General features: G+C 71.6%; 14 protein-coding genes. 13 read left to right on the forward strand and 1 reads right to left on the reverse strand.

What is annotated here, in order from left to right; all coding sequences use genetic code 11:
• The first annotated feature begins 2 nt into the window (after nucleotides 1-2).
• From CIB93_RS22775 to CIB93_RS22830, 12 genes are all read left to right on the forward strand, one after another.
• Nucleotides 3-806 carry an ABC transporter permease gene (locus CIB93_RS22775; RefSeq protein WP_096629389.1) on the forward strand — a complete coding sequence of 268 codons (804 nt, stop codon included), beginning with the start codon at nucleotides 3-5 and terminating at the stop codon, nucleotides 804-806.
• Nucleotides 806-2,110, forward strand: coding sequence for an MCE family protein (locus tag CIB93_RS22780; protein WP_096629390.1), 1,305 nt, complete (start codon nucleotides 806-808; stop codon nucleotides 2,108-2,110). The genes CIB93_RS22775 and CIB93_RS22780 overlap by 1 nt, the downstream gene beginning before the upstream one ends.
• Nucleotides 2,107-3,138 (forward strand): MCE family protein, encoded by a 1,032-nt coding sequence (locus tag CIB93_RS22785; protein WP_096629392.1) that lies wholly within the window; start codon nucleotides 2,107-2,109, stop codon nucleotides 3,136-3,138. The genes CIB93_RS22780 and CIB93_RS22785 overlap by 4 nt, the downstream gene beginning before the upstream one ends.
• Nucleotides 3,135-4,154, forward strand: coding sequence for an MCE family protein (locus CIB93_RS22790; protein ID WP_096629393.1), 1,020 nt, complete (start codon nucleotides 3,135-3,137; stop codon nucleotides 4,152-4,154). The genes CIB93_RS22785 and CIB93_RS22790 overlap by 4 nt, the downstream gene beginning before the upstream one ends.
• 1 nt (nucleotide 4,155) lies before the next feature.
• Complete coding sequence (locus CIB93_RS22795; RefSeq protein ID WP_096629395.1) at nucleotides 4,156-5,286, forward strand: MCE family protein; 1,131 nt, start codon at nucleotides 4,156-4,158, stop codon at nucleotides 5,284-5,286.
• Nucleotides 5,283-6,515 carry an MCE family protein gene (locus tag CIB93_RS22800; protein WP_096629396.1) on the forward strand — a complete coding sequence of 411 codons (1,233 nt, stop codon included), beginning with the start codon at nucleotides 5,283-5,285 and terminating at the stop codon, nucleotides 6,513-6,515. Before CIB93_RS22795 ends, CIB93_RS22800 begins: the two co-directional genes overlap by 4 nt.
• Nucleotides 6,512-7,744, forward strand: a complete 1,233-nt coding sequence (locus tag CIB93_RS22805) for an MCE family protein (protein WP_096629398.1) — start codon at nucleotides 6,512-6,514, stop codon at nucleotides 7,742-7,744. The genes CIB93_RS22800 and CIB93_RS22805 overlap by 4 nt, the downstream gene beginning before the upstream one ends.
• Nucleotides 7,741-8,262 (forward strand): hypothetical protein, encoded by a 522-nt coding sequence (locus CIB93_RS22810; protein WP_096629399.1) that lies wholly within the window; start codon nucleotides 7,741-7,743, stop codon nucleotides 8,260-8,262. The genes CIB93_RS22805 and CIB93_RS22810 overlap by 4 nt, the downstream gene beginning before the upstream one ends.
• 23 nt (nucleotides 8,263-8,285) lie before the next feature.
• Entirely contained in the window at nucleotides 8,286-8,903 is a 618-nt protein-coding gene (locus tag CIB93_RS22815; protein WP_257002319.1) for a hypothetical protein, read from the forward strand.
• Between the two features lie 59 nt (nucleotides 8,904-8,962).
• On the forward strand, nucleotides 8,963-9,520 hold the full coding sequence (locus CIB93_RS22820; protein WP_096629402.1) for a nuclear transport factor 2 family protein: 558 nt from the start codon (nucleotides 8,963-8,965) through the stop codon (nucleotides 9,518-9,520).
• Nucleotides 9,521-9,584: 64 nt separating this feature from the next.
• Nucleotides 9,585-10,367 carry a hypothetical protein gene (locus tag CIB93_RS22825; protein WP_096629404.1) on the forward strand — a complete coding sequence of 261 codons (783 nt, stop codon included), beginning with the start codon at nucleotides 9,585-9,587 and terminating at the stop codon, nucleotides 10,365-10,367.
• Between the two features lie 35 nt (nucleotides 10,368-10,402).
• A complete protein-coding gene (locus tag CIB93_RS22830; RefSeq protein ID WP_096629406.1) occupies nucleotides 10,403-11,749 on the forward strand; it encodes a lytic transglycosylase domain-containing protein in 1,347 nt (448 codons plus the stop codon).
• Here CIB93_RS22830 and CIB93_RS22835 read toward each other — a convergent pair.
• Complete coding sequence (locus tag CIB93_RS22835; protein ID WP_096629407.1) at nucleotides 11,738-12,799, reverse strand: ATP-dependent DNA ligase; 1,062 nt, start codon at nucleotides 12,797-12,799, stop codon at nucleotides 11,738-11,740. The genes CIB93_RS22830 and CIB93_RS22835 overlap by 12 nt on opposite strands.
• A 76-nt stretch (nucleotides 12,800-12,875) precedes the next feature.
• On the opposite strand from CIB93_RS22835, the gene ligD reads away from it, so the two are divergent.
• Nucleotides 12,876-13,901, forward strand: coding sequence for a non-homologous end-joining DNA ligase (gene ligD / locus CIB93_RS22840; RefSeq protein WP_257002320.1), 1,026 nt, complete (start codon nucleotides 12,876-12,878; stop codon nucleotides 13,899-13,901).
• Nucleotides 13,902-13,911 lie beyond the last annotated feature (10 nt).

Consider the following 13,911-nt stretch of genomic DNA (forward strand, 5'->3'; position numbering starts at 1 on the left):
AGATGACGATGCTCAGCGGACTCGACCGGGCGGGCGACCAGCTCACCTTCTACATCAAGGCGCTGGTCTGGATTCCGCGCACCCTGCGCCGCTATCTCAAGGAAGTGCAGCGGCTGCTGGCCGAGGTCGCCTTCGGCAGCGGCGGGCTCGGCGTCATCGGCGGCACCATCGGAGTGATGGTCGCCATGACGCTGTTCACCGGCACGGTCGTCGGCCTCCAGGGGTACGCGGCCCTCAACCAGATCGGCACGTCGGCGTTCACCGGATTCATCTCCGCCTACTTCAACACCCGGGAGATCGCCCCCCTGGTGGCCGGACTCGCACTCTCCGCCACCGTCGGCGCGGGCTTCACCGCCCAGCTCGGTGCGATGCGGATCAACGAGGAGGTCGACGCCCTGGAAGCGATGGGCGTACGGTCCATGCCCTACCTCGTCACCACGCGCATCATCGCCGGGGTGGTCGCGATCATCCCGCTCTACGCGATCGGGCTGCTCTCCTCGTACCTCGCCTCCCGCTACATCACCATCCTGTTCAACGGGCAGTCGGCGGGCACCTACGACCACTACTTCAACCTGTTCCTCTCGCCGGAGGACGTGCTGCTGTCGGTGCTCAAGGTTCTGATCTTCAGCGTGCTGGTGATCCTCGCCCACTGCTACTACGGCTTCCACGCCACCGGCGGACCGGCCGGCGTGGGCGTGGCGGTCGGCCGGTCGGTGCGCAACGCGATCGTCCTCATCAGCGTCACCGACTTCTTCCTCTCGCTCGCCATCTGGGGAGCCACGACGACGGTGAAGGTGGCGGGCTGATGCGTACATCCAGCACACGTACGGTCCGACGGCGGCTCGCCGGAGTCGCCTTCCTGCTGATCCCCGCCGTCCTGGTGTGGGTGTCGGTCTCCGTGTACGAGAAGGACTTCACCGACGACGCGACCGTCACCGTCCGCACCGGTCCGGTCGGCAACGAGATGCACGACAACGCCGACGTGAAGCTGCGCGGTGTCGTCATCGGGCAGGTCCGCTCCATCGCCACCGACGGCGAGGGCGCCCGCCTCACCCTGGCCATCGACCGGGACCAGCTGGAGCGCGTCCCGGCCGACGTCACCGCCCAGATGCTGCCCACCACCCTCTTCGGCCAGCGGTTCGTCGCCCTCGTCCCGCCCCGCATCCCCTCCGGCGCCACACTGCCGGCCGGGGCCGTGATCCCGCAGGACCGCTCCAGCAACGCCATCGAGCTGGAACAGGTCCTCGACAACGTCCTGCCGATGCTGACCGCCGTGAAGCCCGAGAAGCTGTCCGCCACCCTGAACGCCGTCTCCCAGGCGCTGGAGGGCCGTGGTGAACGCCTGGGCGAGACGCTCACCACGCTGGACGGCCACCTGAAGGAGTTCAACCCCCAACTGCCCACGCTCAACGCGGACATCAAGGAACTCGTCAAGGTCAGCACGCTGTACGCGGATGCCGCCCCGGACGTCCTCGACGCGCTGACCGACGCGACCACCACCAGCTCCACCCTCGCCGACCAGGAGGCCCGGCTCGCCGGACTGTACGGCGAGACCACCACCACCGCGCGGGACGTCACCGCCTTCCTGCGTGAGAACAAGGACAACCTGATCCGACTGACCGCCTCCGGCCGGCCGACCCTCGAACTCCTCGCGCGGTACGCCGATTCGTTCCCCTGCACCCTGCGCACCATGGCCGGATTCGTGCCCGCCATGGACAAGGCCCTGGGCAAGGGGACGGACCGGCCGGGGCTGCACGTGAGCGTCAAGTCCGTCCCGTCCAAGGGGAAATACGTCCCCGGCCGGGACACCCCGGTCTACAACGCCACCGGCGGGCCGCGCTGTTACTCCGTCCCGTACGTCGGCAAGGGCGCCCCGACCGCCGACGTCCGCAGCCGGGCGGCCGACGTCACCGCACCGCCCGCGGGCCCCGACCAGGACACAGGCACGGACACGGACACCACGCTCGGCCTGCCCAACTCGCCCGAGGAGTCCCGGCTCGTCAACGAGCTGGTCGCCCCCTCGCTGAAAGTGAAGCCACAGACCCTGCCCGACTGGAGCAGCGTGCTCATCGGTCCGGCCTTCCGCGGTGCGGAGGTGAAGCTCAAGTGAAACGCCGCTCGCTCGCGGGACCGATCACCAAGTCCCTCGTCTTCATCGTGGTCACCGTGCTGGCCACCACCGTCCTCGGGCTCTCCATCGCCAACACCGGCGTCGGGGACACCACCACGTACAAGGCGCGGTTCACCGACGCCACCGGGCTCATTCCCGGCGACAGCGTCCGGATCGCCGGGGTGAAGGTCGGCCAGGTCGAGTCCGTGCGCGTCGCCGACCGGCGGCTGGCCGAGGTCGCCTTCGCCGTACGCAAAGGGCGCGAGCTCCCCGCCTCGGTGACGGCGTCCATCAAGTACCTCAACATGGTCGGACAGCGGTACGTCGACCTCGACCGGGGCGCCGGACCCGTGGGCCGGACCTTCGCGCCCGGCGACACCATCCCGCTCTCCCGCACCACCCCGGCGCTCGACCTCACCCAGCTCTTCAACGGCTTCCAGCCTCTGTTCGAAGGGCTGTCCCCACCCGACGTCAACCAGCTCGCCGGGTCCATCGTCCAGGTCCTCCAGGGCGAGGGGGGCACCGTCGACAGCATCCTGCGGCACGTCGGCTCGCTCACCACCACCGTCGCCGCGAAGGACAAGGTGATCGGTGAGGTGATCAAGAACCTCAACACGGTCCTCAAGACGGTCAACGACCGGGAGGCCGGGTTCGACGACCTCGTCGTCACCCTCCAGAAGCTCGTCTCCGGATTCTCCGGCGACCGCAAACCGCTCGGCGAGGCCGTCACGGCCATGGGCGCGCTCACCACGGTCACCGCCGACCTCTTCCAGGACGGCAGGAAGCCGCTCAAGGACTCGGTCCGGCAACTGGGCCGGCTCAGCGGCCAGTTGGAGAAGGGAACTGGACAGATCGAGAACTTCCTCCAGAAGACCCCGGACAAGATGGCCGCCATCAGCCGGCTGACCTCCTACGGATCGTGGCTCAACCTCTACCTCTGCGAGGCGAAGGTCAGCGGGGTCGCCCACGACGACGGCAGCCCGCCGCCCACCGGCATCGTGATCACCCAACCGAGGTGCCTGGCATGAGAATCACTCCCGTCCGGGAACGCAACCCGGTCGCCGTCGGCATCGTCGGACTCCTCGTCCTGACCCTCCTCGGCCTCGCCGCCTGGCGCGCCGACTCGCTGCCCTTCGTCGGCAACGGCACCGGCTACAGCGCCGACTTCACCGAATCCGCCGGGCTCACCGAAGGCGACGAGGTGCGGATCGCCGGAGTGAAGGTCGGTGAGGTCACCGGAGTCTTTCTCGACGGCGCGAAGGTACGGGTCGACTTCCGGGTGAAGGACGCCTGGATCGGTGACTCCTCCACCGTCGGCATCGCCGTCAAGACCCTGCTCGGCGAGAAGTACCTCGCCGTCGACCCGCTGGGCGACGCCCCGCAGGACCCGGGCGCCCGTATCGCCGCGAGCCGCACCACCTCCCCGTACGACGTCACCCAGGCGTTCAACGGCCTCGGGGAGACCATCGGGGAGATCGACACCGGACAGCTCGCCGAGAGCTTCGAGGCGATCTCCGCCACCTTCAAGGACTCCCCGCCCCATGTCCGCAGCGCCGCCGACGGGCTCTCCGCCCTCTCCCGTACGGTCTCCGAACGCGACGCCCAGCTCGCCACCCTGCTCCGCAACAGCAAACAGCTCACCAAGACCCTCGCAGGGAAGAAGAGCAGCTTCGAAACGCTCCTGGAGGACGGCAACCTGCTGCTCGGCGAGATCCAGGCCCGCCGTGACTCCATCCACCTGCTGCTCACCGGCACCCGCAACCTCGGCACCCAGCTCACCGGGCTCGTCAAGGACAACGAGAAGCAGCTCGGACCGACCCTGGCCTCGCTCAGCCGGGTCACCGCCGTCCTGGTCAAGAACCGCAAGAGCCTGGACGAGGTCCTCGCCATGACCGGCTCCTACAGCCGCCTCGTCGGCAACACCCTCGGCAGCGGGCGCTGGTTCGACAACTACGTCTGCGGAGTCGTGCCCAAGAACTACCTCCCCGCCGGCACACCCCCGGCGACCGGATGCCTGCCGCCGCGGCAGCAAGGGGGCCGCTGACATGAGACGCACCCGCATCATCGGCATCGCCACCGGAATGGGCCTCCTCGCCGTCGCGGCCGCCACCGGCGTGAGCGCCCTGGAGGAGGACGGGAAGACCACCGTCATCGCCTACTTCGACCGGACCACCGGCGTCTACGCCGGATCCGACCTGCGCATTCTCGGGGTCCGGGCCGGAACCGTCGAATCCGTCGAACCCAGGGGCGAGGAGGTCAAGGTCGTCCTCCGCCTCGACCAGGGCATCAAGGTCCCCAAGGACGCCCACGCGGTCGTCGTCGCCCCCAGCCTCGTCGCCGACCGCTACATCCAGCTTGCTCCGGCCTACGACGGCGGGCCGAGCCTCGCCGACGACGCGGTCCTGCCCGCCGCCCGCAACGCCACCCCCATCGAGGTCGACGAGCTGTATGCCTCCATCACCGAACTCTCCACCGCACTAGGCCCGAACGGGGCCAACGCCGACGGGGCGCTCGCCCGGCTCCTGGACACCGGGGCGAAGAACCTCGACGGCAACGGCAAGGCCATCGGGGACTCCATCGAACAGTTCGGCAAGGCCACCAAGACGCTCGACAAGAGCAGCGGCGACCTCTTCGACACCCTGACCTACCTCCAGTCCTTCACCACCATGCTCAAGGACAACGACAGCAACGTCCGCACCGCCGAGCAGCAACTCGACTCGGTCACCTCCTTCCTCGCCGACGACAAGAAGAACCTCAGCGCCGCCCTCAAGGAACTGGGCACCGCACTCGGCCAGGTCAAGACCTTCATCGCCAAGAACCGCGGGGCGCTCAAGAAGAACGTCGACGCCCTCGTCCCCGTCACCCAGGCCCTGGCCGACCAGCGCGCCTCGCTCGCCGAGGCGATGGACACCCTGCCGCTCGCGGCGGGGAACGTCCTCAACGCCTACGACCCGGCCAACCGGACCCTCAACGGGCGGACCAACCTCAACGAACTGTCCATGGGCGGACCGCTCGTCGATCCCGGGGCCGCCTCCGCCGCCGGGCGGCTCAGCGGCCTCGCCCCCGTCGACGCGGCCCGCCGCAAGGCGCTGCCCGTCCTGCCGCTGCCCGAGGTCGGCACGGTCTTCGGCACCCCCGAGAAGCAGCCCGGCAAGAAGAAGGGGGCGCGACGATGACCGACGACACCCGGCGCGGACCGGCCGCACGGGCGGCCGTCGCGACCGTCGCCCTGCTCGCCACCGGCGCCCTCATCGCCCTGGCCGTGGTCCGCACCGACGGACCGGCCTTCACAGGCATCGAACAGATCCCGCTGCCCGGCGGCGCCGACCTCGGCGACCGGCCGTACGAGATCACCGCCGAGTTCGGTGACGTCCTCAGCCTCGCCCCGCAGTCCTCGGTCAAGGTCAACGACGTGTCCGTCGGGCGCGTCACCGACATCGCCCTCGCCCCGGACGGCTGGCGCGCCCGGGTCACCATGCGGGTCAACGGGAAGATCCAGCTCCCCGCCAACGCCTACGCCCGCCTCGAACAGTCCAGCCTGCTCGGTGAGAAGTTCATCCAGCTCACCCCGCCCCCCAAGGGCACCGCACGCGGCTCGCTCGCCGACACCGGGCGCATCCCGCTCACCCGCACCAACCGGAATCCGGAGGTCGAGGAGGTCTTGGGAGCCCTGTCCCTGCTCCTGAACGGCGGTGGCGTCAACCAGCTCAGGACCATCACCACCGAACTCAACAAGGCGCTCGCGGGGCAGGAACCACAGATCCGCTCCGTGCTCCGCCGGGTCGACACCCTCGTGACCAACCTCGACGCCAACAAGGGCGACATCACCAAGGCCCTCGACGGCGTCAACCGGCTCGGCGCCACCCTCGCCACCCGCAAGCAGGACGTCGGAACCGTCCTCACCGGGCTCAGCCCCGGACTCAAGGTCCTGGAGAAGCAGCGCGGCTCCCTCCTGACCATGCTGCGCTCCCTCGACACCCTCTCCACCGTCGCCGTCGACACGGTCAACCGCACCAAGGCCGACATGATCGCCGACCTCAAGGCCCTCGCGCCCACCCTCAAGGCGCTCGCCGACTCCGGCCAGGACCTGCCCGACTCCCTTCAGGTGCTGCTCACCTATCCCTTCACGGACGAGGTGCTGCGCGGCGTGAAGGGCGACTACCTCAACGTCTACCTGGACGTGACCGCCCTGCCCGGTACGCGGATCATCCCGGCGCTCACTCCGGGCGATCCCGGCATCCCGCCGCCCCCGGCCGAGGGCGAGGGAGCGGCGGCCCGCAGCAGCCTCCCGCTACCTCTGCCCGCAGTGTCCGGTACCGGTGAGACGCCCGCAGTGTCCGGTGCGGGCGAGACGCCCGCAGGGTCCGGCAGCCCGAAGAACGGAAAGGGGGCGGCGACGCCGTGATCACCCCCGCCATCCGGCTGAAGAACCTCGCCTTCCTCGTCATCGCCGTCCTGGTCCTCGGCTATCTGGGCGTGCGCTACGCCGATCTCGGCCAGTACGTAGGACTGCGCAGCTACTACACCGTCACGGTCCAACTCCCGCAGACCGGAGGCCTGTACACCCACTCCAACGTCACCTACCGGGGTGTCTCCGTCGGCCGTGTCGGCCCCATCGAGCTGACCGACGACGGCGTCGAGGCCGAACTGCGCATCGAGAAGGACGCCCCGCCGATCCCGGACAGCCTCACCGCCGTCGTCGCGAACCTCTCGGCGGTCGGCGAGCAGTACGTCGACCTGCGCCCCACACGTAAGGACGGCCCCTTCCTCGGTGACGGCTCGGTCATCGACGCCGCCGACACCACCATCCCCGCACCCCCCACGGACGTCCTCATGAGCGTCAACGACCTCGCAAGCTCTGTGGACCCGGAGAGCCTGCGGACCGTCGTGGAGGAGTTCGGGGCCGCCTTCGAAGGCCGCGGCGACGACCTCCAGGTCCTGCTGGACACCGGCGGCGACTTCATCGAGGCCGCCGACAGGGCCCTGCCGGTCACCACCAAGCTGATGGCCGACGGTGAAAGGGTCCTGCGCACCCAGGCCGAACAGGGGCAGGCGCTGAAGGGCTTCGCCTCGGGCGCCAAGGAGCTGGCCGCGGAACTCAAGGGCTCCGACACCGATCTGCGCCGCCTCATCGCCGCCACCCCGGACGCGGCCGTCCAGATCAGCGGGCTGCTGCGCGACCTCGACCCGGCCTTCGGCGTCGTCGTCGCCAACCTCCTCACCACATCCGAGGTCGCCGTCACCCGCCAACGAGGCCTGGAGGAGCTACTGGTGAAGCTGCCCGCCGTCGCGGCCGCCGGGGCAAGCGCGGTCGACGACGACGGCGCCCGGTTCGGTATGTCCGTCACCTTCTTCGAACCGCTGCCCTGCACGGCCGGATACGGCGGAACGGTCTACCGCAACGGCCTGGACATCTCGTCCGGCCCCGCCGTGAACACCGCCGCCCGCTGTACGTCCGACCCGGGGACCGGCATCAACGTCCGCGGCAGCGCCAACGCGCCCAAGGGCGGCCCGGTGCCGGAACCCGCCGTACCGGGCAAGATGCGGCTCCCCGGGGCCCTGGGCAGCACCCCTGGCACCGCGCCTCCCGCGGACGGCATCGCCGGGCTGCTGGGCCTGGGAGGCGGATCGTGACCCTCCGTACCCGGCGGACGGCCGGCTGGGCCGCGCTGCTCGTCGCCGCCCTGCTCTGCGGGCTGGGCGCCTGGTCGTACGGCCAGGCGCGCGACGACCGCTCCCTCGCCCACGCGAAGGCCCGCGACACGGCCCTCGCCCAGGGGAAACGGCACCTCGCGACGCTGAACAGCCTGGACGGCACGGACGCCGGACGGGTGGACGCCGGGCTCCGCGCCTGGCTCGACTCCTCCACCGGACCACTGCACGACCAGCTGAAGCGGACCGCCAAGGCCGACGCGAAGACGCTGACGACGGCGGGCGACACCGCCCGGGGCAAGGTCACCGCGGCGGCGCTCACCGCACTGGACGAGCGCACCGGTACAGCGGAGCTCATCGCCACCGTGGACGTCGAGGTCACCCCCCGCACCGGCGCCGCGGGCACCCAGCGCAAACGGTTCGGGGCGACCCTCGCCCGCACGGCGGACGGCTGGAAGGTCAAGGCCCTCACGGCGATCGGGACGGGCGGCGGCCGATGAGACAGCGGGGAGGGACGGCAACGATGAACGGCGCGACGACGGATGCGGAAGAGTCCGCTGATGCGACGACGACGGATGCGGAAGAGTCCGCTGATGCGGCGAGTGCCGGGCCCGAGGAGGGGCACACGGGGGTCACGCCCGGCCGTCGTCGGCCGCGCGCCCTCGGCGTACTCCTGGCCCTCGCCCTGCTCGCCACGGGCGGCGCCCTGTACGCGGAGGGCCGACAGCTCCGCGACACCCCGGCCACGGCGAACCTCGCGCTCACCGACGCCGAGGCGACCGCGCGCGTCACGGGCGACATCAGCGACGCGCTCGGGAAGATCTTCTCGTACGCTCCCGGCTCCACGGCCGTCACCAAGGCGGCGGCGCAGGAGGTCCTGGCGGGCAAGGCCCTCCAGCAGTACGCGGCACTGTTCGGCCAGGTCGAGCGGCAGTCCGCCGACCAGAAGCTGACGCTCACCACCCAGGTCGTCCGGGCCGGAGTGATCCGGCTGACCGGCAGCAGCGCCCACCTCCTGGTCTTCCTCGACCAGGTCTACGAGCGCCGGGGACGCACCGCCACGACCGCGTCCGCCCAGCTCGCCGTCACCGCCGAACTACGGGGCGAGCACTGGCGGATCGTCGAGATCGGCTCCACATGACGGGGGCCCGGCAGCGAAAGCGCACCGGTCCGGTTCGGCAGGCAGGGGAGAGACAGCACATGGCACGGGAGCGCACGGAACCCACCCGCACGGCGCGCGCACGGGCACGGAATCCGGTGGTGATCGCCGCGATGGCGCTGGCCGTCTGCGCGGCCGGAGCCGCGGGCTGGGGCGGCTGGCAGCGCTACGACGCCGCACACGACGACGCGGCCTCCTTCGCACAGGCACGGGACGACGCGCTGGCTGCGGGGGAGCAGGCGGTGCAGAACATGAACACCCTGGACCACCGCACCCTGGAAAAGGGGCTCGACAGCTGGGAGGAGTCCACGACCGGCGACCTCCACCGCCAACTCGTCGACGGGCGCGACGCGTTCGCGAAGCAGATCGCGGAGGCCAGGACGGTCAGCACCGCGAAGGTCCTCTCCGGTGCGGTGACCGAGCTGGACCAACGGGCGGGCCGGGCCGGGGTGATGGTGGCACTGAGAGTCACGGTGACCGCGCCGAAGGGCGAACCAGCGGTGAAGGAAAGCCGGTTGCTCGGCAGCCTCACCCGGACCGCCGAGGGGTGGAAGCTCAGCGCGCTCGGCCAGGCGCCCGTCGGCAGCACGGCCGGCTGACCCCCGGCACCGCATCGCACCGCACCACCCGCACCGCCCCGCTCGCCCCGGAGAGGACCCCGCCTTGTCGACGACCCGCCACCTCGTCAACCGCCGCCGCCGGCTCGCCACCGCACCACCCCGTACGACGGTGACCGAGGCGGAACCGGCTCAGGAGCCGCCCCCCGCCCCGGCGACCGATGCCGCCCCGGCGACCGATGCCGCCCCGGAAGCCGATGGCGACCCGGCTACCGGCGCCGGTCAGGGGACTGGCGCCGCCCCGGAAGCCGATGCCGCACCGGTCACCGACCCGCAGCCGGACGGCCCGCGGCGCAGCGGGCCGCGCCTCCGCCGCCTCCGTGTCTCGCTGCCCGCTGTGCTGTGTGCCCTCACCGTCCTCCTCGGGGCCTTTGCCGCCTGGGCGTTCGCCTCGGCCGGGGAGCTCCGTGACGAACCGGCCCGGCAGAACACCGCGCTCACCGACATCGGCAGCACCAGTGAGGTGAAGGGCCGGATCAGCGAGGCGGTCGGTGCGGTGTTCTCGTACGACTACGCCTCGCCCGCCCGGTCCGACCGCGCGGCGAGCACTTACCTCACCGGCCGGGCCGTGCGGCAGCACAAGGACATGCTCGCCGAGGTACGGGAGCAGGCCCCGCAGCAGAAGCTCGTCCTCACCACAACGGTCACCGAGAGCGGGGTGCAGTTCCTCGACGGCGACCGGGCTCGGCTGCTGATCTTCGCCGACCAGAGCAACACCCGTACCGGCAAGGACGAGGAGACCACCTACGCGGCGGCCATGTTCGCCGTGGACGCAGTGCGCCGGGGGGACACCTGGCTGATCGCCGCCATCGACACGTTCACCCGGTGAGTCCGGGCCCCGGACGATGGGGGAGAGGAGCCCAGATGAGCGCCAACCGCACCGCGCGCCGCCGCCTCACCACCACGGCCGCCGCGGTCGCCGCGATGGCCGCGCTCACCGCGTCCCAGGCGCCGGGGTTCGCGCTGCCCGAGCCCCGCCAGGAGAAGGCCGCGGGCGCCTCCGACGACGTGGTGTGGACCGAGGTGCCGGGCGACGACATCTACCACACCGAGTTGCCGCCGCTGCGGAGCCCGAAGCCGCCCGCACCCCCGAAGCCGGGCGCGAAACCCGATCCGGTGGTGGTCCGCGCCTGGCCCGAGGCGGGCATTCCGGCCACCGTCCTCGCCGCCTACCGCCGGGCCGAGAGCGCGGTGCGCCGCGGCGACCCCGGCTGCGGGCTCCCGTGGCAGCTGCTCGCGGCGATCGGCAAGGTCGAGTCCGGCCAGGCGTCCGGCGGCCGGGTCGACGCGCGCGGGACGACCCTCACCCCGATCCTCGGGCCCGCGCTCGACGGAAACGGCTTCGCCCTGATCCGGGACACCGACGGTGGAGCGTACGACGGCGACCGCACCTACGACCGGGCTGTCGGGCCGATGCAGTTCATCCCCTCCACCTGGGCGGCCTGGGGCAGGGACGGCAACGGTGACGGGCGCAAGGACCCGAACAACATCTACGACGCGGCGCTCGCCGCCGGTCACTACCTCTGCGCCGGGCCCCGCGATCTGACGCGCCGCGCCGACCTGGACCGGGCGATCCTCAGCTACAACCGCTCCGAGACCTATCTGCGGACCGTGCTGTCGTGGCTGGAGTTCTACCGCAAGGGCACCCACCCGGTCGCCGACGGCAAGGGCGTCGTGCCGGTCAGCCCGGGCCCCGGCGGGAAGACCCCGCCCAAGGCCCCGGTCGGCGGCCCCGGCACACAGGGCCGCCCGGGCAAAGGCAACGCCGATGACGACGGCGGCATCGTCATCGGCCCCCAGCCCACCCGCCCACCGGCCCCGACGCCCTCACCCGGTCCGACAGACCCCGGTCCGACTGACCCTGGTCCGACTGACCCGGGCCCCACGGACCCGGGCCCCACGGACCCGGGCCCCACGGACCCGAGCCCCGATCCGACGGACTCCGGCCCCACCGACCCGACCGACCCGGGGCCGGACCCCACCGACCCGGGGCCGGACCCCACCGACCCGAGCCCCACCCCGACCGGACCCCCCACATCGCCGGACCCCGACCCCGATCCCGCCCCGGACCCCGGTGAGACCGGGCCCGCCTGCCCCGGCGACACCCCGGCCCCCTCCCCGTCCGGCGACGCGGGGCCGGCGGGCCCGGTCTCGCCGGACGAGCCCTGCGCCATGCCGACCGGCGAACCGGAGTCCGGGTCAGCCGCCTGACAGCACCTCGGCCAGGTCGTAGGAGACGACCTCCTCCAACTGCGCGTACGTACAGTCGGCGGGGGACCGGTCCGGGCGCCACCGCCGGAACTGCGTGGTGTGCCGGAACCGGTCGCCCTCCATGTGGTCGTACGCCACCTCGCAGACCCGCTCGGGGCGCAACGGCACCCAGGACTGGTCCTTCTTGCCCGACCAGCGGTTCTGCGTCCCCGGCAGCCGGGACCGCTCGTGCGCCGCCGCGTCCGCCCAGGCGCCCCACGGATGGTCGGCGAACTCGGTGCGCAGCGGGGCGAGTTCCTCGGCGAGTTCGGCGCGCCGCTTCATCGGGAAGGCCGCGCAGACCCCGACGTGCTGGAGCACGCCCCCGGTGTCGTACAGCCCGAGCAGCAGCGAGCCGACGACCGGGCCGCTCTTGTGCTCGCGGTAGCCCGCCACCACGACGTCCGCCGAACGCTCGTGCTTGATCTTGTACATCACGCGGGTGTCGGGCCGGTAGGGCAGGTCGACCGGCTTGGCGACGACGCCGTCGAGCCCCGCGCCCTCGTACCGGTCGAACCACTGCCGGGCGACCTCGATGTCCGTGGTGGAAGGGGCGAGGAGGACCGGCGGGGACGCGCCGGCGAGCGCCGCCTCCAGTACCGCCCGCCGGTCCGCCTGCCGGGTGGAGAGAAGAGAGGTGTCGTCGACCGCGAGGACGTCGAAGGCGATGAAACTCGCCGGGGTCTGCTCGGCCAGCATCCGCACCCGGGAGTCCGCCGGGTGGATGCGCTCGCTGAGCCGGTCGAAGTCGAGCCGTCCCTCGTGGGCGATGACGATCTCCCCGTCGATCACGCAACGCGGCGGGAGGTTCTCCCGCACGGCGTCGACCAGGTCGGGGAAGTAGCGGGTGAGGGGCTTTCCGGTGCGGCTGCCGATCTCGACCTCGTCGCCGTCCCGGAAGACGATCGCGCGGAAGCCGTCCCACTTCGCCTCGTAACTCATGCCCGGCGGAATCGCGGACACCGACTTGGCGAGCATCGGCTTCACGGGCGGCATCACCGGCAGGTCCATGGCCCGATTCTGTCGCCCTTCCCTGCCCATGTCTCCCGATATGCGGCATATGTGCGATCGGCCTACGGTGGCCGTCATGGGAGCAGCGGTGGAGCTGGACGCGGGCGGACGGGCCGTGAGGCTGTCCAACCCGGACAAGGTGTACTTCCCGGAGAAGGGCTACACCAAGAGGGACGTGGCCGAGTACTTCCTCGCCGTCGGGGCGGGCATCACCCGTGCCCTCAACCACCGGCCGACCACCCTCCAGCGCTTCGTGGACGGGGTCGAGGGCGACTTCTTCTACCAGAAGAGGGCCCCGAAGAACCTCCCCGAGTGGATTCCCACCGCCCGCATCGCCTTCCCCAGCGGCCGCCCCGCCGACGAGATCTGCCCCACCGAGCTCGCCGCCGTGATCTGGGCCGCCAACCTCGGCACACTCACCTTCCACCCGTGGCCGGTCCGGGCCGGGGACACCGACCACCCCGACGAGCTGCGCATCGACCTCGACCCGCAGCCCGGCACCGACTACGCCGACGCGGTCACCGCCGCCCACGAGCTGCGGTCCGTCCTGGAGGACCATGGCGTACGCGGCTGGCCCAAGACCTCCGGGGGCCGCGGGATGCATGTCTTCATCCCCATCGAGCCCGCCTGGACCTTCACCCAGGTGCGGCGTGCCGCCATCGCCGCCGGGCGCGAGCTGGAGCGGCGGATGCCCGACCGGGTGACCACGGCCTGGTGGAAGGAGGAGCGCGGCGAGCGGATCTTCGTCGACTTCAACCAGACCGCCCGCGACCGCACGATCGCCTCCGCCTACTCCGTACGCCCCTTCCCGCACGCCCCGGTCTCCGCCCCACTGCGCTGGGAGGAGATCGACGACGCCGAACCGCGCGACTTCGACATCCGCACACTGCCGGTGCGGTACGCCGAACTCGGCGATGTCCACGCCGACATGGACCAGGAGGCGTTCCGGCTCGACGGGCTGCTGGAGCTGGCGGACCGGGACGAGAAGGAGCGGGGGATGGGGGACATGCCGTATCCGCCGGAGTACCCGAAGATGCCCGGCGAACCCAAGCGCGTCCAGCCCAGCCGCGCCCGGCACGACGACGACGGCGAGATGGCGTGAGCGAACACAG

It is taken from the genome of Streptomyces sp. WZ.A104, assembly GCF_002382885.1.
Classification (GTDB): Bacteria; Actinomycetota; Actinomycetes; order Streptomycetales; family Streptomycetaceae; genus Streptomyces.